This is a genomic window from Providencia sp. PROV076, from assembly GCF_028483405.1.
Classification (GTDB): Bacteria; Pseudomonadota; Gammaproteobacteria; order Enterobacterales; family Enterobacteriaceae; genus Providencia; species Providencia huaxiensis.
Genome location: NZ_JAMPRR010000029.1, coordinates 49,193 through 70,348, shown reverse-complemented (window position 1 = coordinate 70,348; position 21,156 = coordinate 49,193). Strand labels below are relative to the sequence as shown.

General features: G+C 41.1%; 20 protein-coding genes. 2 read left to right on the top strand and 18 right to left on the bottom strand.

Annotation, left to right across the window (positions count from 1 at the left end; all coding sequences use genetic code 11):
- Positions 1 to 109: 109 nt before the first annotated feature.
- The 10 genes from recA to gpt all read right to left on the bottom strand — a co-directional run bounded on the left by recA (position 110) and on the right by gpt (position 10,768).
- Positions 110 to 1,177: a recombinase RecA gene (gene recA / locus PSF67_RS17290; RefSeq protein ID WP_102139736.1), complete on the bottom strand. Its 1,068-nt coding sequence runs from the start codon at positions 1,175 to 1,177 to the stop codon at positions 110 to 112.
- 104 nt (positions 1,178 to 1,281) lie between these two features.
- Complete coding sequence (gene pncC / locus PSF67_RS17285) at positions 1,282 to 1,785, bottom strand: nicotinamide-nucleotide amidase (RefSeq protein WP_231068257.1); 504 nt, start codon at positions 1,783 to 1,785, stop codon at positions 1,282 to 1,284.
- Positions 1,786 to 1,799: 14 nt separating this feature from the next.
- Positions 1,800 to 3,002 carry a lysophospholipid transporter LplT gene (gene lplT, locus PSF67_RS17280; RefSeq protein ID WP_272677326.1) on the bottom strand — a complete coding sequence of 401 codons (1,203 nt, stop codon included), beginning with the start codon at positions 3,000 to 3,002 and terminating at the stop codon, positions 1,800 to 1,802.
- A 1-nt stretch (position 3,003) separates the two neighbouring features.
- Positions 3,004 to 5,151 carry a bifunctional acyl-ACP--phospholipid O-acyltransferase/long-chain-fatty-acid--ACP ligase gene (gene aas / locus PSF67_RS17275; RefSeq protein ID WP_272677325.1) on the bottom strand — a complete coding sequence of 716 codons (2,148 nt, stop codon included), beginning with the start codon at positions 5,149 to 5,151 and terminating at the stop codon, positions 3,004 to 3,006.
- A gap of 140 nt (positions 5,152 to 5,291) precedes the next feature.
- Entirely contained in the window at positions 5,292 to 5,789 is a 498-nt protein-coding gene (aroL, locus tag PSF67_RS17270; protein WP_102139740.1) for a shikimate kinase AroL, read from the bottom strand.
- 127 nt (positions 5,790 to 5,916) lie between these two features.
- Positions 5,917 to 7,170, bottom strand: a complete 1,254-nt coding sequence (proA, locus tag PSF67_RS17265; protein WP_206276196.1) for a glutamate-5-semialdehyde dehydrogenase — start codon at positions 7,168 to 7,170, stop codon at positions 5,917 to 5,919.
- A 2-nt stretch (positions 7,171 to 7,172) separates the two neighbouring features.
- Positions 7,173 to 8,276, bottom strand: a complete 1,104-nt coding sequence (gene proB / locus PSF67_RS17260) for a glutamate 5-kinase (protein WP_102139782.1) — start codon at positions 8,274 to 8,276, stop codon at positions 7,173 to 7,175.
- A gap of 116 nt (positions 8,277 to 8,392) precedes the next feature.
- Positions 8,393 to 8,794 (bottom strand): sigma factor-binding protein Crl, encoded by a 402-nt coding sequence (gene crl / locus PSF67_RS17255; protein WP_102139742.1) that lies wholly within the window; start codon positions 8,792 to 8,794, stop codon positions 8,393 to 8,395.
- Between the two features lie 71 nt (positions 8,795 to 8,865).
- Positions 8,866 to 10,116, bottom strand: a complete 1,251-nt coding sequence (gene frsA, locus PSF67_RS17250) for an esterase FrsA (protein ID WP_102139743.1) — start codon at positions 10,114 to 10,116, stop codon at positions 8,866 to 8,868.
- Between the two features lie 187 nt (positions 10,117 to 10,303).
- On the bottom strand, positions 10,304 to 10,768 hold the full coding sequence (gpt, locus tag PSF67_RS17245; RefSeq protein ID WP_272677324.1) for a xanthine phosphoribosyltransferase: 465 nt from the start codon (positions 10,766 to 10,768) through the stop codon (positions 10,304 to 10,306).
- Positions 10,769 to 11,203: 435 nt separating this feature from the next.
- On the opposite strand from gpt, the gene pepD reads away from it, so the two are divergent.
- The gene (pepD, locus tag PSF67_RS17240) at positions 11,204 to 12,664 is read left to right on the top strand and encodes a beta-Ala-His dipeptidase (protein ID WP_272677322.1); all 1,461 of its coding nucleotides are present in this window, start codon (positions 11,204 to 11,206) and stop codon (positions 12,662 to 12,664) included.
- Between the two features lie 49 nt (positions 12,665 to 12,713).
- Here pepD and dinB read toward each other — a convergent pair whose 3' ends face one another.
- Positions 12,714 to 13,769, bottom strand: a complete 1,056-nt coding sequence (gene dinB, locus PSF67_RS17235) for a DNA polymerase IV (RefSeq protein WP_272677321.1) — start codon at positions 13,767 to 13,769, stop codon at positions 12,714 to 12,716.
- 282 nt (positions 13,770 to 14,051) lie between these two features.
- Here dinB and PSF67_RS17230 point away from each other — a divergent pair, with 282 nt between their 5' ends.
- Positions 14,052 to 14,948, top strand: coding sequence for a glycerophosphodiester phosphodiesterase family protein (locus PSF67_RS17230; RefSeq protein WP_272677320.1), 897 nt, complete (start codon positions 14,052 to 14,054; stop codon positions 14,946 to 14,948).
- Between the two features lie 197 nt (positions 14,949 to 15,145).
- On the opposite strand, the gene nqrM is transcribed toward PSF67_RS17230, so the two are convergent.
- The 7 genes from nqrM to PSF67_RS17195 form a co-directional block, all read right to left on the bottom strand.
- On the bottom strand, positions 15,146 to 15,373 hold the full coding sequence (gene nqrM, locus PSF67_RS17225) for a (Na+)-NQR maturation NqrM (RefSeq protein ID WP_102139747.1): 228 nt from the start codon (positions 15,371 to 15,373) through the stop codon (positions 15,146 to 15,148).
- A gap of 18 nt (positions 15,374 to 15,391) precedes the next feature.
- Positions 15,392 to 16,423 carry an FAD:protein FMN transferase gene (locus PSF67_RS17220; RefSeq protein WP_102139784.1) on the bottom strand — a complete coding sequence of 344 codons (1,032 nt, stop codon included), beginning with the start codon at positions 16,421 to 16,423 and terminating at the stop codon, positions 15,392 to 15,394.
- 240 nt (positions 16,424 to 16,663) lie between these two features.
- Entirely contained in the window at positions 16,664 to 17,890 is a 1,227-nt protein-coding gene (nqrF, locus tag PSF67_RS17215; RefSeq protein ID WP_166267735.1) for an NADH:ubiquinone reductase (Na(+)-transporting) subunit F, read from the bottom strand.
- 15 nt (positions 17,891 to 17,905) lie between these two features.
- A complete protein-coding gene (gene nqrE, locus PSF67_RS17210; RefSeq protein ID WP_102139749.1) occupies positions 17,906 to 18,502 on the bottom strand; it encodes an NADH:ubiquinone reductase (Na(+)-transporting) subunit E in 597 nt (198 codons plus the stop codon).
- Positions 18,503 to 18,506: 4 nt separating this feature from the next.
- The gene (locus PSF67_RS17205) at positions 18,507 to 19,136 is read right to left on the bottom strand and encodes an NADH:ubiquinone reductase (Na(+)-transporting) subunit D (protein ID WP_102139750.1); all 630 of its coding nucleotides are present in this window, start codon (positions 19,134 to 19,136) and stop codon (positions 18,507 to 18,509) included.
- Entirely contained in the window at positions 19,129 to 19,923 is a 795-nt protein-coding gene (locus PSF67_RS17200; RefSeq protein WP_272677319.1) for a Na(+)-translocating NADH-quinone reductase subunit C, read from the bottom strand. Before PSF67_RS17200 ends, PSF67_RS17205 begins: the two co-directional genes overlap by 8 nt.
- Complete coding sequence (locus PSF67_RS17195; protein ID WP_004914105.1) at positions 19,916 to 21,154, bottom strand: NADH:ubiquinone reductase (Na(+)-transporting) subunit B; 1,239 nt, start codon at positions 21,152 to 21,154, stop codon at positions 19,916 to 19,918. Before PSF67_RS17195 ends, PSF67_RS17200 begins: the two co-directional genes overlap by 8 nt.
- Positions 21,155 to 21,156 lie beyond the last annotated feature (2 nt).

Sequence of the window (21,156 nt, the reverse complement as noted above, 5' to 3'; positions counted from 1 at the left end):
GAAAAACTGTTCAATAAACTATTAATGCAATAGGTGTAAAATAAAACAGGCGCCACCACATCAGTGGAGCGCCTATAAATTATCAATTAATCAATCAGTTAGGTTGATATTAAAATTCTTCTGGTGTTTCTTCTTCATCAGCATCATTGATAAAGTCTGTTGCCGCACTGCTAAATTCACCGGTGTGGTTCAATAGCATTTCACGCAGTTTGGTATCAATTTCTTGAGCGACTTCAGGATGCTCTTTTAAATAATTTGTTGAATTAGCTTTACCTTGGCCAATCTTGTCGCCGTTATAGCTATACCAAGCCCCAGCTTTTTCAATTAACTTGTGTTTTACACCCAAGTCAATTAGCTCACCAAAGGTATTAATACCTTCACCATACAAAATTTGGAATTCCGCTTGTTTAAACGGTGCTGCAACTTTGTTTTTTACTACTTTAACGCGAGTTTCACTACCGACGATTTCCTCGCCATTTTTCACAGCACCAATACGACGGATATCTAAACGAACAGATGCGTAGAATTTTAATGCATTACCGCCCGTTGTTGTTTCTGGGTTACCAAACATAACACCAATTTTCATACGAATTTGGTTGATAAAGATCAGTAGAGTGTTAGATGTCTTTAAGTTACCCGCTAATTTACGCATTGCTTGGCTCATCATACGAGCTGCTAAGCCCATATGTGAATCACCAATTTCACCTTCAATTTCAGCTTTCGGTGTTAACGCAGCAACGGAGTCAACGATGATCACATCAACTGCGCCTGAACGAGTTAATGCATCACAAATTTCTAGCGCTTGCTCACCTGTATCAGGTTGAGAACACAGTAAGTTATCGATATCTACGCCTAGTTTTTTAGCATAGATAGGGTCTAAAGCGTGTTCAGCATCGATGAAAGCACACGTTTTACCGCTACGTTGTGCTGCTGCAATAACTTGCAGGGTTAATGTTGTTTTACCTGAGGATTCAGGGCCGTAGATTTCAACAATACGACCTAGTGGCAAGCCACCAGCACCCAATGCAACATCAAGGGATAAGGAGCCTGTTGAGATAGTTTCAACATCCATAGAGCGATCTTCACCAAGACGCATAATGGAACCTTTACCAAATTGTTTTTCAATTTGGCCTAATGCTGCTGCAAGTGCTTTTTGTTTGTTTTCATCAATAGCCATGTTTACTCCCTAAGTGCAATGATTTGACCACTGCAAATAAAACGATTGAATTCGGTTTGTTGAAATTAATTATACTGTATAATCATACAGTATCAAGGAAATTTTTAATTTAACTGTTTTAAAAGTGTTTCAAGTATATAAGCTGTTGATTGAAAACGAACTTCATTTCTGTTTCCTTGAAACACTCTATGTTGTGTAGTAACAAATACTGTCTGGTCTGCCTGTTTTTGTGCAAAACCAAACCATACCGTACCAACAGGTTTTTCTACACTACCGCCCCCAGGGCCTGCAATCCCACTAACTGAAACAGCGAAATCTGCACAGGCTTCTTGCAAAGCACCTGTCGCCATTTCAGTCACAACTTGTTGGCTTACAGCACCATATCGCTGTAAAGATTCATCCTTAACACCGATCATCTGATGCTTTGCTTCATTACTGTATGTCACAAAGCCACGCTGAAAGTAATCTGAACTACCCGATATATCGGTTAAAACCTTAGCGACCCAGCCCCCAGTACAAGACTCTGCGGTTGTGACTGTTTTACCTTGTTCTTTCAGTTTTAGCCCAACCTGAATACTCAGTGTTTCAAGCAGCTTCTCATCTATCATGATGTTATCTACCTTTATACCATTTTTTTACGAGCACGATCCCAAACCCATAAACCCGCAATCGCAATTGCGAAGACAGCACCAAAACCAATACCCGCATTCACAACTGACAAACCTGCTTTAATTGCTAATGAGTACAAGCCTAACATAATCAGCATTGCACTATTTTCACCTAAATTTTGTACCGCAATCGCATTCCCAGCCCCAACGGTCTCCTTCCCTTTTTCTTGCAATAATGCATTCAACGGAACGACAAATAAACCGCCAAAAATACCAAGAATAATTAAAATAAAATAGGATGGAATAATATTAGTTTGCAACGAAAGTAACACCACCATTATCCCGATAATAACGCCAGCAGGGATACAACGATAAACCGTTTTTAAAGTAATAAATTTGGCAGCAAGCCCAGCACCTACGACTATTCCCACCGCAACCATTGCATTTAGAATAGTTGGTGTTGTGTTGTCTTGTAACCCCAGCGCCACAGGTACCCATGCAACGAGCAGAAAACGTAGCGTTACCCCAGCCCCCCAAAACAAGCTGGTTCCTACTAGTGAAAAACGGCTTTCTTGGTTTGCCCATAGCACGCGACAAGCACTAAAAAAAGACGTCATCAATAATTTAAGATCCCAACCTTTTCCAGGCCTCGCAGCTTGTAAGTGTGGAATGAAAAAATTCGCGATAACGGCTAATGCGTATAGTACAGCACATGTTCCCAGCGCTAAGATTAAGTTAATATCGGAAAGCATTCCGCCAACAACTGACCCCACTAAAATGGCTGCGATTGTTGAAGCTTCCATGACACCATTGGCCTTAACGAGGTTATCTCCCCCGGTCAGTTCCCCCAAAATACCGTATTTAGCTGGTGAATATGAAGCTGCGCCGATTCCCACTAACCCATAACAAAGGAATGGGTTTAGGCCAAAACAAATCCCTAATGCCCCAATAAACTTGAAGATGTTAGAAAACAGCATCACACGTCCCTTTGAGAACCTATCTGCGATTTGCCCAACAAACGGTGCTAAAACGATGTACGTAAAAACAAACACCATTTGCAGGATAGGATGACTCCATTCAGGGTAAAATTCGGCTTTTAGCTGGGCTAATATGGCGAATAATAATGCGTTATCTGCAAATGCAGAGAGAAACTGTGAAGCAAGAACGGCTTTCATCCCTCTGCTCATTAACGGTGAATTGGAAGTACTTTCTTGCATCTTATTCATCCTTTAATGCCATTTGCTTTAATGTGACAAAATCCGTTTTACCGCTACCGAGTACTGGCAACTCTTTAACAAAACGAATATCGCGAGGAACCGCTAACTCGGTTAACCCTTTGCTTTTGGCTCCGCTAGACAATGCGCTACGGTCTAATTCTTTATCTGTTGTGAACAAAACAAGCGCTTCACCCTTACTGCTGTCTGGCTTTGTAACCACACCGTGATTTGCACTAGGAGAAAGAGAAGCCACCATTTGCTCGATACTTTCGAGAGAAACCATTTCGCCTGCAAGTTTAGCAAAACGTTTAACACGGCCTTTTATCGTACAGAAATTTTTATGATCTAATTCAACGATATCACCTGTGTCGTACCAACCTTCCTCTATTTCACCTTGTGCATTTTCAGCTTGCGGTGTTTCAAGTACGCCTGGAGCTTCAACACGCAAATACCCTTTCATGATATTTGGGCCTTTAAGCTGTAGTTTACCGCCTTGTTCAATACCAGAGATTGGGATAATTCGCGCTTCCATATCGGGTAAAATTTGTCCTACAGAGCCTTCTTTCGCGGCCATAGGGACATTGATTGATACAATTGGTGCACACTCAGTTACCCCATAACCTTCAAGAATTCGGATGCCAAATTTATCAAACCAGATCTTTTTCGTTTTATCCGATAATTTTTCTGCGCCGGCAACCACATAACGCAAACGTGCAAAATCATACTGATGAGCAAACCGTGCGTAGTTACCTAAAAAGGTTGATGTCCCAAATAATACGGTACAGTTTTTGTCATAGACTAATTCAGGAATGATCCGGTAATGCAATGGGCTTGGATAAAGGAAAACTCGGCTCCCTGAAAATAGTGGGATAAATAAGCCAACCGTCAAACCAAATGCGTGAAATAGCGGCAGTGATGACATAAAGCGGTCACGAGGTGTGAAATCAGCGATCGTTTTAATTTGTTCTACGTTTGCCATTAAACTGGCATGGCTATGGACAACACCTTTGGGTGTACCTTCTGAGCCGGATGTAAATAAAACAATCGCTTCATCGGACGGTTTTCGGGGAATAATCGCTTTTTTAGGGTTAAGTAAGTGCTTAATAATCCATATTTTATCTTGCCATGTTACCGTGTCTTTTAAATCTTCAAGGTAAATCCAACTGGCTTCTGGCACTTGTTCTGGAATATGAGTTAAGTTGCCTTTTTCCAAAAACTGGCGGGAAGTAAAGACCACTTTCGCTGCAGAAGCTTTTAACGCGTTGCTAATACCATGACTGCCCGCAGTGTAATTAAGCATAGCAGGTACTCGGCCTCTCATTAAAGCGCCAAAGATCGCAGCCGCGGTGACTGTCGCATTTGGCAATAATAAGCCAACCCTTTCATTTTCATGTGTATAACGTTCGATAATACGACCAACCCCTAACGTTTTTTTCAATAGAGATTGATATGAATCCTCTTTAAATGCGATGTCTTCAATACAAGGCGTGCGGCGCCCAAAAAACTGGACACTTTGAATAAATTCTTCAACTAATGTGACTCGTGGTAAACAAGACATACGAGCAGATTTCATGATTTGGTACAGGTGTTCACCCGCCAAGGCACGACGCTCTACAGCCTTAGGTGCTTCTGGCATTGGAATATCTTGTGCCGGCAAGATATGCAATGTGATCTTCGGAAACCATTTTAATGGAAAAATCCCTTTCAGACGCCCAAAGTGGCTATATTGAGCCCCTTCAATACGAATAGGCACAACTTTTGCTTCGGACTTTGCGGCCACAAACGCTGCGCCTTCGTATATTTTCATTAAAGAGCCATGAACCGAAATTCGGCCTTCTGGGAAAATAACTATCGGGCGCCCTTTTTCTACCTCTTTAACGAGATGGCGAATACCTAGAGGGTTGGCAGGATCAAGGGGGACAATATCTGCATAGGGCTTAAGCCGCTTCACCATTTTCGGTGTGGCAAATGTCGAATAAACAGCAAATACAGGTTTAACAGGCAAGAAAAGTGCAATTAATACACCATCAAGGAAAGAAACATGATTAGGTGTAATTAAGCATTTATCATGACTAAATTCTTTCGCATCACCAATAACTTGTACACGAAATAAAAATTTAAGTACTGTTTTGACTATCTTTGCCAACATAATGAGTCCCTATACTATGATTATATTTTTATATATTAGAGTGATACGTTTCTACCCTTAGTTGCGTCTATCTTACTGAGCCGCTCCCTTTACTCTAATTGGTATATTCCGAAAATACCGATGGCTTACCCTAAATACGTTTAAGTTAAATCATTAAGTTGTGTGATGATATCGTCGACTGGCTGCGCAGCATCAATAATATGGTGTGCTGTCGCGCGATAGATAGGCTCCCTTTGCTGCATCACTTCTTCAATTTCTTCAACTAAAGATTTCCCCGTCAAGCTTGGCCGCTGATCTGCTTGTGGCTCTGCAGCAAGGCGTTTTGCTAAAACTTCAGGATTGGTATTTAAATAAATAACGGTGCCGTTATTACGCATAATTTGCTGATTTTCTTCTGCGAGAACAAGCCCCCCACCAGTTGAAACAATCATATCGCTTTGCGTAATCGACTTAAGGACGTCAGTCTCTAACTGGCGAAAGTAATCCCAACCGTGCTGTTCAACAATTTCAGCAATACTTTTTCCGGCTTTTTCTAAAATCAATTTATCTGTATCAACAAATTGATAACCTTTAGATTCTGCAAACTTTTTACCAATTGTGGTTTTACCCGCACCTCTTGGACCGATAATGTAAAACATTAAATTTCATCCCATCATCATAAATACTAAGCAATACTAACTACAAATTTGCTTATGATAAATTGCCTAATTTGGCAAACAAAAAAAGAAAGCCACACAAGTGTGGCTATCTCATCATTTTTACTCTTTATGGACGACTTAAAAAGTCGCCATATCCGATCCATTTATACGTTGTCAGCGCATCTAACCCCATAGGGCCACGTGAATGTAATTTCTGCGTACTCACGGCAACCTCTGCGCCTAAACCGAACTGCCCACCATCGGTAAAACGAGTACTTGCATTAACATATACCGCTGCTGAATCTACACACTGAACAAAATAGTCAGCTTGATGGATAGACTCTGTCAAAATAGCATCAGAATGTGCGGTGCCATACTGGCGAATATGGTCGATAGCTGCATCAATATCATCAACAATTTCGACGTTAAGATCCAGTGATAGCCATTCATCAACAAGGTTTTCAGGTTTTACATCAACAACTTTTGCTGGGCCTTGTTTTAGCAATGGAAGCGCTTTCTCACTTGCATGTAGTGTAACTTGTTGCTGCGCCATTTTGTCACTTAAAAACGGTAAAAACTCATTCGCAATCTCTTTATGGACTAATAATGTTTCAAGTGAATTACAGGCACTTGGGCGCTGAACTTTTGCATTAATAATCACGTTAATGGCTTTATTAAAATCCACCGATTTATCAACAAATGTGTGGCAAACGCCAATTCCACCCGTAATGACTGGGATCGTTGATTGCTCACGGCATAATTTATGTAAACCCGCACCACCGCGAGGGATTAGCATATCGACGTAGCGATCTAATTTGAGTAATTGCGCGACTAATTCACGGTCTGGGTTATTGATAGCTTGTACTGCATCTGCTGGTAGCCCGCTATTTTCCAATGCTTTTTGAATAACTTCCACCACCGCGAGGTTAGTATGATGAGTCTCTTTCCCGCCACGTAAAATGACCGCATTACCTGTTTTTAAACATAACGAAGCCACATCCACGGTGACATTAGGACGAGCTTCATAAATAACACCAACAACCCCTAGTGGGACACGACGACGTTGCAAATTTAAACCGCTATCCAATTGGCTTCCATCGATGATTTGCCCAACAGGATCCGCTAATTGGCATACTTTTCTGACATCATCAGCAATACTTTTTAAACGCTCTGGCGTCAATAATAAGCGGTCTTGCAGCGCTTCAGTCATACCGCTTTCTTTTGCCTGCGCCATGTCTTTTTGATTCGCTGCAAGTATAACTGCATTGTCTTTTTCTAGTAGATCAGCAATTTGTAATAGTGCTGCATTTTTTTGTTTGGTGCTTAACTGAGCTAATTGCCACGAAGCAACCCTTGCCGCCTTACCCATTGTTTCTAACATAATTAACTCACTATCATATCATCACGATGAACGGCCACAGAACCGTGTTCATAACCAAGTATTTTGCTGATTTCTTGTGAATGGTGCCCCGCAATCATTCTAAGTGCATCACTATTATAGTGGCTGACCCCATGAGCAAGGTCTTTTCCTGCCATATTACGAATACGGATCACAGCACCTCGAGAGAAATCGCCTTCAATTTTCTGAATACCTTTTGGCAATAACGAACTGCCTTTTTCCATGATCGCCAGTTGTGCACCATCATCAATATACACATCCCCAGCGGCTGGAGCGCCGAAAATCCAACGTTTACGATTTTCCATTGGGTTTTTTTGCCCATAAAAACGGGTGCCAACAGGAAGGTTTTCAATAACCGCATTAATAACATCCGGTTTATTTCCAGCAGCAATGATAACATCAATCCCTGCACGGCCTGCGACATCTGCCGCTTGCAGTTTAGTTGCCATTCCACCGGTTCCTAACCCACTTACGCTTCCCCCCGCCATTTCACGAAGTTCATCATTAATACCATATACTTCGGGGATCAATTTTGCGTTTGGATTACTGCGTGGATCGGCATCATATAAGCCTTCGATATCAGTCAGTAATAACAGTTTGTCAGCATCACCGAGGATCGCAGCCAAAGCAGATAGATTGTCATTATCACCGACTTTTATTTCCGCGGTAGCAACGGCATCATTTTCATTGATAACTGGAATAATTCCGTTATCTAACAGTGCTTGCAAGGTATCTCGTGCATTTAAGAAACGTTCTCTGTCTTCTAAATCGGCTCGTGTCAGTAACATTTGCCCGATATGAATGCCATAAATGGAGAATAACCGTTCCCATAACTGAATCAGACGACTTTGACCGACCGCCGCAAGCAACTGTTTAGATGCTATGGTAGCCGGCAGTTCGGGGTAATTTAAATGTTCGCGACCTGCGGCAATTGCCCCAGAAGTCACAATAATAATACGATGCCCTTTTTCATATTGCTGCGCGCACTGCCTAACCAACTCAACAATGTGAGCTTGATTTAAACGGCGCGAGCCCCCTGTTAATACACTGGTCCCTAATTTAACCACCAGCGTCTGGCTATTTTTCATCATTTTTCTGCCATTAGGATTAATAAACCAAAAAGTAGGTATCATTTTTATCAGGAGAAGCGCGTTATGCCAACAGGCATAACGCAAAATTCAACAAAAGTTGGTTTAAAACAAATTTATGCGCTTAATTCCAGTTTTAATTCTGCCATTAGCGGGGAGGGAAAGAGGCTCAACTCAAGTTCAGATAATTGTTTAACAAGGGCTTGATGAAAAGACACTAAATTTTGCTCAGTCGCCTCAATGGTTGCTGCATCTTTTAAGGTTTTAACTTGCCAGCTACCATGGCTATTGTATAGGCCAAAATGATAAGTAAATTCAAAGCCTTTATCAGTTGCAACCAATTTTAACCACCACCCCCAAAATTCACGTTTTTCTGGAGCAATATTTGCATTTACACAAACAACAAGGCTATCAAATATATAACAACCATTTAAACATTGTTTTTCACGTAAATAAGGTCCTATCGTAGCAAACTTCTTTAAATACTTTCCATTTGAGTAATCAGTCGGTAAAGCCATGTTAAGGATCTCCTTCTTGGGAAGATCCCTTTTTAACAAATGGGAAAAAATAAGCAAGTTATTAAATAAAATTAAAGTATTTTTGCTTTTAACCAATTGGTAGTTTCACTTAATGCCTTTTCAAAATTAGCAAAAACAGGCTTGCTTGGTAAAATTATCGTGTCAGCATCCATCGATGAACGTCGAATTAAATCAGATTCCGCTTTAGGGCTATAAATATCATCCTTAAGGCTAACCGATAACATTGGAACTTGATTACGTTTCCCTAAAAGCCCCTGATTTTTAAGTGAATAACAGCTTAATTCATGGCGTAAAGCAGAACCATCAACTTGATAAATACCCAAGCGACTGGCGAACACATCCAAAACCATCCGAGGAATATCTTGCTGATATTTTTCTTCATGCAATAAACTGTGCACAATTGGCCCTATGACAGCGACTGCTTTAATCTTATCAGGGCACATATAAGCCAATCTTAATGCTATATTTGCGCCAAAACGCATGCCCACAATGCCAAAACGCGTATGGTCAATCCAAGCAATATCCCCTAGTTGGCGAACGATTTGCTCATGTAACGTGCTTGTTTCCTGGGTCAGTTTTTGCTTAACAGAATAACCAATGGATGGCATGTCCAGTGTTAGCATCGCAATACCAAGAGGTTCAAGGTAGTCACGAAAATAGCGACAAAAATCAATTTGTAAGCTATCTAACATACCGCAGACCATCACCGTCGGGTAAGGCCCTTGACCCTGTGAAGGGATATGTAGAAAGCCGCAGACTTCTTTTCCACCATCAACTTTAAATGGAATTTTCTTTAAGCGGTATTGAGAAAATTTCGCTGCGCTATCATAAGCTTTACAAGCCAGCAAAATAGCTTGGTCAGCAAGCTCATCGCCCTTAATAAATGGGTAAGCAGCAATGCTGTACAAGTTAGCTGAACGTAACCAAGCATCCCCTGCCTCTGCACCTTTCTCAAACTCTAATGCTTTTTGCTGCCAATGCATGGCTTGCTGGGACCATTCGAAACACCAGTTTCCGCGCCGGTTGCCAATGACCGTATCCAATAAGTTATCATTACTGCGCTCGGCATCAGAGATAGCAATGCGGCTCAGTACTTCTTCAATTTCTAAGGCGTCGATCCCTCGCCAAATCCACATTAAGCGGTTGATCATACGATACCACCCCGCATGATGAGACCCGCTTAACACGCTATGTTCTTTGATTTGAGAAATGGTTTGAGATGAATAAGAGACTAGTGTTGACGTTTCAACTTGCCTGACTTTAGGTTTGAAAAGTTTTTCTGAAAGGTTTTGCTGAGTCATCCCTATTTCCTTGTCTATCAGAGTTGAACTTGGCCAAAAAATAAAGGGAATGCAAAAATGCATTCCCCAAATTATATCGCGTTTAGCTTAAAAATTTTAGGTATTAATGTGTTCTTGCAATCAATAAAGTCGATAATACTTTATAATAACAATGTTTTTTCACCTAAAACTCGCCTGAAACACCGATTTATTTATCTTGTTCACACAATGGTTTAACAAAAACGACACCCATATCCCATGGCTGTTCAATCCATGTGTCTTGTGGGATATCCACAACGTAATCATCAACTAATGGACGACCTGCTGGTTTTGCGAAAATAGTCACAAAGTGCGCTTTAGGGTACATATCACGAATAGCTTGTGCTGTACCGCCAGTATCAACGAGGTCATCAATCACAATATAGCCTTCACCATCACCTTCGGCGCGTTTAATCACGTTTAATTCGCGCTGGTTGTCATGGTCATAGCTAGAAATACAAACGGTGTCAACGTTACGAATACCAAGTTCGCGTGCGAGAAGTGCACCAGGAACAAGGCCACCACGGCTAACCGCGATAATACCAGTCCATTGCTCTACTGGTAATAAACGTTGTGCGAGTTTACGGGCATGTATTTGCAACATATCCCACGTTACGACATATTTTTCGCTCATATAATTCGGGTCCCGACTGCTGAGTAAATCTGAAATGTGTCTTGCGGAAAAAAGGTTGCGCGAGATTATAGTGATTTGGGCGGTTAAAAACCAGCAAAAAGCGTCATTCGTCATTAATTATTATCATTTACACTGTCCATTGCTCAAAAGAAAGTGTTATCCTGAGTTTATCAGCAATGCATCATTTAATTTTGCATATCAAGCTAGTAACTAACATAACTCAACTAAAAATCTCTGAGGTAATTTGAGTTGCTCGGTCAATAAAACTAGTGATGCCATACCCCAAGGAAATTAAATATTTTCCCTAAATAATTTGGGTTGTGGCTAGGCGGCAAATGAGAAAATCCCTAGGAGCATGCATAAGTATGTGACTAGGGTTTACGAGTGAAGCCAACAACGCTACAACTCAAAATATGACGGGAAAAGGAGAAAAACGTGTCTGAACTTGCTACATTATCCCCCCAACCGCTATGGGACATCTTCGCTAAAATCTGCTCTATCCCACACCCTTCATACCATGAAGAGGCCTTAGCAGCGCATATTGTTGATTGGTCTAAACAAAAGGGCTTTCACGTTGAACGCGATGAAGTGGGCAATATTCTGATCCGTAAACCTGCAACACCTGGTTATGAAAACCGCAAAGGGGTTGTTTTACAAGCTCACTTAGACATGGTGCCACAAAAAAATAACGACACGGTGCATGACTTTAAAACAGACCCAATTCGTCCATATGTTAATGGAGAGTGGGTCACTGCTGAAGGAACCACATTAGGCGCTGATAACGGCATTGGTTTAGCTTCTGCATTGGCGGTTCTTGCTGATGATAGTGTTGAACATGGCCCAATGGAAGTTCTCCTGACCATGACCGAAGAAGCCGGTATGGAAGGTGCCTTTGGCTTGAAAGCCGGCTGGTTGCAAGCAGATATTCTGATTAACACCGACTCTGAAGAAGAAGGTGAAATTTACATGGGTTGTGCTGGTGGTGTTGATTTTACAACCACATTTGACCTGACTCGTGAAGCCTTACCACAAGGCTATAAAACCTTCACAATGACCCTAAAAGGCTTAAAAGGTGGGCACTCAGGTGGTGATGTACATTTAGGCTTAGGTAATGCCAATAAGCTGCTAGCGCGTTTTCTGGCAGGACACGCAGAAGATTTAAGCCTAAAATTATTAGATTTCAGAGGCGGTACTGTCCGTAATGCTATTCCTCGTGAAGCCTATGCCGTTATTGCTGTTCCAGCAGACAAAGCTGCTGAATTAACGGCATTAAGAGCACGTTATGAAGATATTCTGAAAAACGAATTAGCTGTCGTCGAACCTAGCCTTGTTCTACTGCTAGACGAAGCACAGAGTGAGTTAAAAGCGCTTTCTGATGACTGCCAAAAACGTTTTGTTTTCTTCTTAAATGCTGCGCCAAACGGTGTAATTCGCATGAGTGATGTTGCCATTGGTGTGGTTGAAACATCACTTAACGAAGGCGTTGTACGACTAACTGAAGATAAAGCAGAAATTATCTTTCTTGTGCGTTCTCTTATCGATAGCGGCAAAAACTACGTTGTTAACATGCTGACCTCTATCAGTAAATTAGCACAAGCCCAATACCGAGCGGAAGGCAGCTACCCAGGTTGGCAGCCAGATGCAGACTCACCAGTGATGCATTTAGTTAGCGATACCTACAACAAACTGTTTGGTAAAATCCCTAATGTGATGGTGATCCATGCAGGCCTTGAGTGTGGCTTATTCAAAAAACCTTACCCAGACATGGATATGGTTTCTATTGGGCCAACCATTCGTGGGGCACACTCCCCTGATGAGCGTGTGCATATTGCAAGCGTTGGTGAGTATTGGAAATTATTAACTGCGGTTTTAAAAGCAATTCCAGTTAAAGAATAAACAACTAATTAATTGCAAATCAAACACCTATCATACGATGGGTGTTTTTTTATAATTCAAGTAATAGTTGTCTTTCAAGCTGTGGGCTTTGTAGCATCACATGTAAGCCAACTAACCGAACACCACGCCCTAGGCGCCGATTATCCCAAACTTGTTTCGCTATTTGCACCAAATCCTGTTTATTGAGAACTGGATATACGTGTTCTTGTGTGGTTTGCTGGAAGTCTGCAAATTTAAATTTCACACCTTGGCGAGCAATGCGTAGGTCAGGTTTTACCTTCGCCAAACGCCGTTGGAGTTCATCATATAATTTATCAAGCAGCAGCAAACAATCCCCCCACTGGTCAATATCCACAGCAAACGTACGCTCAACCCCCACCGACTTTCTCAGCCTATCAGGGTTAATAGCTCGCTCATCGATACCATGGCAACGCTCCCAAAGTACCTGTCCAAATTTACCCATGCTTTTAATCAATTCAACAACATCATATTTTTGGACATCCGCACAAGTCATCAACCCCATATCCGCTAATTTTTGGGCTGTTACCTTACCCACCCCAGGAATTTTTTTTAGAGGCAAGTTAAGAACAAATTGATCGATATTTTGCGGTGTGATTACGAATTGACCATTGGGTTTATTCATATCTGAAGCGATTTTCGCCAAAAACTTTATTGACGCTATCCCCGCTGAAGCGGTTAATTGCAGTTCATCAAAGATTTGCTGGCGAATAGCCTCTGCGATTAACGTTGCAGAGCCGTGCAATTGTGTGCAATCCGTAACATCCAAATAAGCTTCATCAAGAGAAAGGGGCTCTATGAGGTCCGTATAGCGTGCAAATATCTTTTGAATATGCAAAGAGGTTTCTTTATAAAGTGCCATATGCCCAGGAACAACTTTCAAATGCGGGCAAAGCTTAAGTGCAATTGCTGTGGACATAGCACTGTGAACACCGTAGCGACGGGCTTCATAATTTGCAGTGCTAATAACGCCTCGACGATTTGCGCTTCCACCCACCGCAATAGGCACATTGCGAAGGCTTGGATCGTCCCGCATTTCTATCGCTGCATAAAAGCAGTCCATATCAATATGAATAATTTTACGCACGAGTTAACCCTGCCAATCAAACACCTGATTAAATATACAGTGTATTTGCTAGCCATGCAATCATTGTTACATCACCATAAAACTGATGAACAGGGTGCTAACTTAATGATAACTAGGTAATTCATCATATTGCAATAATCATCTGCCAAGCTATCCAATTAAAGACTCTACTTAAAGTTAGTCTTAAAAATAAGTGTTAATACTTACTTTTAAACAAAAAAGTAATAGAAAGAGTTGTTTTACCAACGACAATACCTTGAAAACTATCTATGGATTATATCTATGGCAATTATATCAACATCAAAATATGTTAATTTTATGGCAACTCTCATAATACTGTTTGCTAGCCAGACAGCTTTTGCACTATCCCCTAAAATTGTTGCGCATCGAGCAGGAACTGCGGATGCCCCTGAAAATACGCTTTACGCTATTGATTTAGCGATTAAAAATAAGTCAGATGCGATTTGGATAACCGTACAATTAAGTAAAGACAATCAATTAGTTTTATATCGACCAAGCAAACTGAATGAACTAACCGATAAAAAAGGTAAAGTATCCGCATACAACGCTGAGCAACTAAACCAAATCAATACGGCTTATCAATTTAGCCAAAAACATAATCAACAGTTTCCTTTGCAGAAAACCACGATTAGTACGTTAAAAACTATTTTGCAAGAATATCCGAATACAACTTTCTATGTTGACCTGAAATCACCTGATGCAGACCCTAACATTCAAGCAGAAGCTATTCTTAATCTATTGAAAGAGACAAATAGTGTTAATCGAGTACGTTTTTATTCAACTAATGACGCATTTTTAAATGCACTGAAAACTCTTGAGCCTAAATTACAGTTATTCGAAAGCCGAGATGAAACTCGCACTATACTGGCAAATAGTGTGATAAGTCATCAATGTCCTATGGAAAATCATGAATCTGAAACCCGTTGGTTCGGTTTTGAATTACATCGAAAAATTGAAGTTGTTGAAAAATACACTTTAGGTGAAGCCCGTTCACCTGCGGTTATTTCATGGGACAAAGAAGCTATTGATTGTTTTAGAAAAAATGGTAATGCTTATATCATTGTTTTTGGTGTTAATAATGAAAGTGACTACCAACTCGCAAAAGAAATTGGTGTTGATGCTGTAATGGTTGATTCACCTAAAGCATTTAAAAAATAATATACTTCAATATAAAAACTAAGTTATTTCAATAATAGCTTAGTTTTTAACTTACATTATTTAAAATAATCATTTTATTTTATTACATAATAACAAGTTATATTAAGCCACGTCCGTAAGATTAAATAGTATAATGCTCTTCATAGCGACCTTAGCCAACAATACTGTTAGCTAAGGTATATAAATTAAGAGTTGAATTATATAATTCGGTTTTTATTGAGCAGTTTTTTACGTGCTTCTTCGCGTGCCATGCGTTTCTTACGCGCATCACAAGGTTCGGGACAATCACACACTTTTTCAACACCAATACTGCTTAACCCACCGCAGCTACCTTGAATACTCTTACGTTTAATAATATACCCAAGTGACATGCCTAAAAAGGCCAACAAAAACAGTGCAAAGGCTGCAATGAAAATATTAAGCATTTTTTTGTCCTCCTACAACTACTGTTTTTTGGTTAAAAACGGTTCGAATGCCTTAGTATAACGCTCTTCAAAACCTTTATCTGTCTTAACAATCATGAAAACAGGAATATTCATTTTTTCAGCTAAAGCAAAGCCAGCTTCAGGCCCCAAAACATTTAGCCCTGTAGATAAGCCATCAGCACTCATGCAATTTTCTGCAATCACCGTAATAGAAACTAAATTATGAGTGATTGGTTTTCCTGTTTTCGGGTCAATCGTATGAGAAAAACGAACGCCATCTTGCTCGAAATAATTACGGTAATCTCCTGATGTAGCGATAGAACGGTCACCCGGTTCAATGACCTCTTGTGCTGTTTGGCTTGCCCCATCCGCTGCAGGTTTTTCTATTGCAATACGCCATGGCACTTCTTTACCATTTGTTCCTTTCGTACGCACTTCACCACCGATATCAACCATATAATTATTGATACCCAATGATTCTAAATATTCAGCAACAACGTCGACACCATAACCTTTAGCAATTGAGGAGAGGTCAACGTACAGCTCAGGGATTGTTTTAATTAGGTTATTATCTTGAACAGCAAGTTTTTCGATACCAACCCAAGCGCTACGCTTAGCTAATTCCTCATCCGAAGGTGCTTTAGTCACTCTTCCTTCAGGACCGAAACCCCATAAATTAACTAAAGGGCCAACCGTTACATCTAATGAACCACTTGTCAGCTTATTAATTTCAATCGCTTTTTTAACCACTGTTGCCGTTGCAGCAGATACAGGGAATGGTGTATTCACTTCTTTAAATTGGTTAAAACGACTTAATTCTGAATCTGGGCGATATGTTGACATTTGGTCGTTAACTTCTTCCAGACGTTTATCTATTTCAGCTTGAATAGCTTCAGGCTTTGGCTCTGAAGAGTCTGTAACATATTTAACCGAATAGTACGTGCCCATCGTTTGCCCCTGAAGATTCTGCTGTTCAGGTCCACCACAGGCAGTAAGAAACAGAGCCGCAACAAATAGCAGTATTGGGGTATAGATTCTTTTACTTAGCATAATTTTCTCCGCGTCAATCATGAGCGCATTTTGTTAAGGTCGCCCAGACTATTAACACACTTTACATCGTCACCCATGCAGAGAATGTTCCAGTCAAAATAATTATAAATCTATCGATTAAGCGCTAGCTAATTAGCACTTAATCGATTTACTAAAATCACAAAGAGGGAAAATATTTTCCCTCTTTAAAGTATTACTGTCTACTGACTTTAATAAATCTAATAAAATCAGCTAAGTTGCTTAACCACCGAAGTCATCCAATAAGATATTTTCATCTTCAACACCGAGGTCTTTCAACATTTTAATCACAGCAGCATTCATCATTGGAGGCCCACACATATAGAACTCACAATCTTCTGGCGCCGGATGATCTTTTAAGTAGTTTTCATATAAAACATTATGAATGAAACCTGTATAACCATTCCAATTATCTTCAGGCATAGGATCAGAAAGCGCTACATTCCATGTAAAGTTTTCATGTTCGGCTGCAAGTTGGTCAAAATCTTCTGTGTAGAACATCTCGCGGACTGAACGCGCACCATACCAGAAACTGATCTTACGTTTAGAATCTAAGCGACGCAGTTGGTCAAATATGTGAGAACGCATTGGCGCCATTCCCGCACCACCACCGATAAATACCATTTCTGCTTCCGTTTCTTTAGCAAAGAATTCACCAAACGGCCCAGAAATCGTCACTTTATCCCCTGGCTTTAATGACCAAATATAAGAGGACATGATTCCTGGTGGAACATCAGGGTTACGAGGTGGAGGCGTAGCAATACGCACGTTTAGCATGATGATGCCATGCTCTTCCGGGTAGTTTGCCATTGAGTAAGCACGAACCGTTGGCTCTTTAACCTCAGACACATAACGGAACAGGTTAAATTTATCCCAATCTTCACGATACTCTTCCGGCACATCAAAATCTTCATATTTGACGACATGTTCCGGGCATTCAATTTGAATAAAGCCACCCGCACGGAAAGGAACAACCTCGCCCTCTGGGATTTTCAATTTTAGCTCTTTAATGAAAGTGGCTTTGTTATCATTAGAAATAACTTCACACTCCCATTTCTTCACACCAAAAATTTCTTCTGGAAGCTCAATTTTTAAATCTTGTTTAACGTTGACCTGACACGCTAATCGGCAACCTTCTTTTGCTTCACGTTTGTTGATGTGTGAAAGCTCAGTTGGCAGAATATCACCACCGCCTTCTTTGATTGTCACACGGCACTGACCACAAGAGCCACCACCACCGCACGCTGATGAAACAAAAATACCTTGGTTTGATAACATGCCTAACAGCTTGTCACCTGCTGGAGCTTCAAAGCTTTTGTCTGGATCGCCATTAACTTCAACTTTGATGTTCCCTGTGTTGACTAGCTTGGATTTTGCAAACAGGATTAAACCTGTCAGCACCAAGACAATCAGGGTAAACATCACGACACCTAAAATAATAATTTCCATGAATTCTTCTCGCCTTTATAGCTGCACACCGGAGAAGGACATAAAGCCCAATGCCATTAAACCGGTTGTCACAAAGGTGATACCTAACCCTTTTAGACCCGATGGAATATCTGAGTACTTCATCTTCTCACGGATAGCCGCCAGCAATACGATTGCGAGCATCCAACCGATCCCCGAACCGAACCCATACACGACCGATTCGCTAAAGTTATAATCACGCTGAGCCATGAAAGAAACACCACCGAAAATGGCACAGTTAACGGTAATCAATGGCAAAAAGATACCTAACGCGTTATACAGTGATGGGAAGTAGCGATCTAAAATCATTTCAAGGATCTGAACTAACGCGGCAATAACCCCGATAAAAGTGATGAAGTTCAAGAAGGATAAGTCGATACCTTCCGCAATCGCACCATCACGTAATATCAAGTTGTATACCAAGTTATTGGCTGGAACAGAGATCCCAAGAACTACCGTTACAGCAATACCCAGTCCAAAAGCGGTTTTTACATTCTTCGACACCGCAAGGAAAGTACACATTCCCAAGAAAAACGCTAATGCCATATTTTCAATAAAAATGGCTTTAACAAACAGGCTAATATAATGTTCCATGTTATTAGTCCTTCTCTATCTGAGCTGGTTTTAGAGTACGTAATCCCCAAATCAGCATACCAATGATAAAGAATGCACTTGGCGCGAGGAGGAACAAGCCATTTGGCATGTACCAACCACCGGTTTGTAGTGATTCAAAAACTGTGATGCCAAACAATTTGCCGGAACCAAATAACTCACGGAAAAAGCCGACTAAAATAAGGATCACACCATAACCTAGACCATTACCAATACCGTCCATGAAGCTTTCAATTGGTGGCGCTTTCATTGCATAAGCTTCAGCACGCCCCATTACGATACAGTTAGTAATAATCAAGCCAACAAATACAGAAAGTTGTTTTGATATTTCATAGGCATATGCACGTAAAATTTGGTCAACCACAATAACTAAAGATGCAATGATCGCCATTTGAACGATAATACGTACACTGCTCGGAATATAGTTCCTGATAAGTGAAATAAAGAAGTTAGAAAATGCCGTCACTAAGGTTACAGCAATCGTCATAACGAGTGCGGTTTCTAACTTCGTTGTCACTGCAAGTGCAGAACAAACCCCTAATACCTGTAAGGCAATCGGGTTGTTATCAAATAGCGGCCCAAGTAGGACGCGTTTTACTTCTTTTGAATCAGCCATTATTCAGCGCTCCTTCACGTACTTTTTTCAGGAACGGACCAAAACCGTTATCCCCTAACCAGAAATCAAACATATGTTGGATCCCGTTTGATGTTAGAGTCGCACCTGAAAGGCCGTCGATACCGAATGGGTTATCTGTAGCACCACCGCGCACGATTTTAATTGCCGGAATCCCCTGTTCATTGAACAGTTTTTTACCAGGCCATTGCGCTTTCCACTGAGGATTATCAACCTCACCACCCAGACCTGGGGTTTCACCATGTGCGTAGTAAGTAATACCACGAGAGGTGACACCATCTACATCAACCGCAATAAAGGCATACATCACAGACCACAAGCCAGAGCCGTAAACAGGTAAAATAATTTGTGATACTTTCCCTGTTTCATCTTTAACCAAATAGATTTCAGCGCTATTGGCACGACGGCGGATTTTTGCAATATCCTCTGCTGGAGATAATGCAATACTCGTTTCTTCACTACGTAGCTCGTTATTTAAGTCATAACGGCTAGTGCTATCAGACAATTCATTAGTTTTAAAATTCAAAAGCTTAGGCTCGATACGTTCCTTATATACACTTTGAATTTCCTCAGCGGTCATTTTAGGTTGTAGCAAACCTGCCACACTTAAAATATTACGTTGAGTATCTAACTGAATCTGCTCTTGCTGCTGTGGTTTTAAACCAACGGCAGCCCCTGCGACGACAATTGAGCACACTAGGCAAAGAATAAAAACGACTAGAAATGTTCTGCCGACGCTATCGTTATTAATTGGTTTTTCATTAGCCACGAGCTTTTCTCCGCTTAATATTTGCTTGAACGACCAGATAGTCAAACAGAGGAGCAAACAGGTTGGCGAATAGGATAGCCAGCATCATCCCTTCGGGATAAGCTGGGTTAACAACCCTGATAAGGACACACATTACGCCGATCAGAATACCGTACGCCCATTTACCTTTGTCTGTGAATGACGCTGATACTGGGTCTGTCGCCATAAAAATCATACCAAATGCGAAGCCGCCGAGTACCATGTGCCACCACCATGGCATGGCAAATAATGGGTTGGTATCAGAGCCAATAGCATTGAATAGGTAAGACATTGCAATCATACCGACCATCACACCAGCAACAATACGCCATGATGCGATGCGGAAGAACATGATAAGAGCACCACCAATAAACAGCATCAGTGTTGACACTTCACCAATTGAACCTGGCATGTTACCTAAAAAAGCTTGCATCCAAGTAATCGGCTCATGAGTCACCGTGTTCATTAGCGCATGCTCACCACCTGTTGCCCATTGTGATAATGGTGTTGCACCAGAGAAGCCATCTGCAGCTGTCCAAACTAAGTCACCTGATATTTGAGCAGGGTAAGCAAAGAATAAGAAAGCACGACCCGCTAATGCCGGGTTTAAGAAGTTACGCCCAGTACCGCCAAAAATTTCTTTCGCGACAACAACCCCGAAAGTAATACCTAATGCAGCCTGCCACAAAGGAATAGTTGGCGGCACAATCAAGGCAAATAGAATCGAGGTAATAAAGAAGCCTTCGTTTATTTCATGGCCGCGGATCATGGCGAATAACACTTCCCAGAAACCACCGACTAAGAAAACGACTGCATAAATAGGCAGGAAATACACTGCACCCAGCAGCATTTTACTTCCCCACCCTGCATCCATCGAAAGTGATGCGCCTAAAAACTGTGCTAAGCTATAATGCCAATCACTTGCGAGAACTTGCTGTAACTCAGCTCCGCTATATAATTGGTGCAAAGCTGGGATAGCTTGGTTACCAACGTTATACATTCCCCAGAACATCGCCGGGAAAACCGCTAGCCATACCAATATCATCATACGTTTCAGGTCGATGGTATCCCTGACATGAGAACGCCCTTTTGTTACCGTACCCGGCGTGTAAAAAACAGTCGAAACTGCTTCAAATAACGCATAGTATTTTTCTAGCTTTCCACCGGGCTCAAAATGGTGCTCATACTTTTCAAATAAATTTTTCAGACCCATGG

Coding starts and splice junctions, on each gene's coding strand:
- PSF67_RS17230 (WP_272677320.1), top strand. CDS start 14,052: ATGGCAATTATATCAACATCAAAATATGTTAATTTTATGGCAACTCTC.
- nqrE (WP_102139749.1), bottom strand. CDS start 18,502: ATGGAACATTATATTAGCCTGTTTGTTAAAGCCATTTTTATTGAAAAT.
- proB (WP_102139782.1), bottom strand. CDS start 8,276: ATGAAAAATAGCCAGACGCTGGTGGTTAAATTAGGGACCAGTGTATTA.
- nqrM (WP_102139747.1), bottom strand. CDS start 15,373: ATGCTTAATATTTTCATTGCAGCCTTTGCACTGTTTTTGTTGGCCTTT.
- nqrF (WP_166267735.1), bottom strand. CDS start 17,890: ATGGAAATTATTATTTTAGGTGTCGTGATGTTTACCCTGATTGTCTTG.
- aroL (WP_102139740.1), bottom strand. CDS start 5,789: ATGTTTTACATTATCGGTCCAAGAGGTGCGGGTAAAACCACAATTGGT.
- PSF67_RS17205 (WP_102139750.1), bottom strand. CDS start 19,136: ATGGCTGATTCAAAAGAAGTAAAACGCGTCCTACTTGGGCCGCTATTT.
- lplT (WP_272677326.1), bottom strand. CDS start 3,002: ATGCAAGAAAGTACTTCCAATTCACCGTTAATGAGCAGAGGGATGAAA.
- PSF67_RS17220 (WP_102139784.1), bottom strand. CDS start 16,423: ATGCTAAGTAAAAGAATCTATACCCCAATACTGCTATTTGTTGCGGCT.
- crl (WP_102139742.1), bottom strand. CDS start 8,794: ATGGCTTTACCGACTGATTACTCAAATGGAAAGTATTTAAAGAAGTTT.
- gpt (WP_272677324.1), bottom strand. CDS start 10,768: ATGAGCGAAAAATATGTCGTAACGTGGGATATGTTGCAAATACATGCC.
- PSF67_RS17195 (WP_004914105.1), bottom strand. CDS start 21,154: ATGGGTCTGAAAAATTTATTTGAAAAGTATGAGCACCATTTTGAGCCC.
- frsA (WP_102139743.1), bottom strand. CDS start 10,116: ATGACTCAGCAAAACCTTTCAGAAAAACTTTTCAAACCTAAAGTCAGG.
- pncC (WP_231068257.1), bottom strand. CDS start 1,785: ATGATAGATGAGAAGCTGCTTGAAACACTGAGTATTCAGGTTGGGCTA.
- aas (WP_272677325.1), bottom strand. CDS start 5,151: ATGTTGGCAAAGATAGTCAAAACAGTACTTAAATTTTTATTTCGTGTA.
- proA (WP_206276196.1), bottom strand. CDS start 7,170: ATGTTAGAAACAATGGGTAAGGCGGCAAGGGTTGCTTCGTGGCAATTA.
- recA (WP_102139736.1), bottom strand. CDS start 1,177: ATGGCTATTGATGAAAACAAACAAAAAGCACTTGCAGCAGCATTAGGC.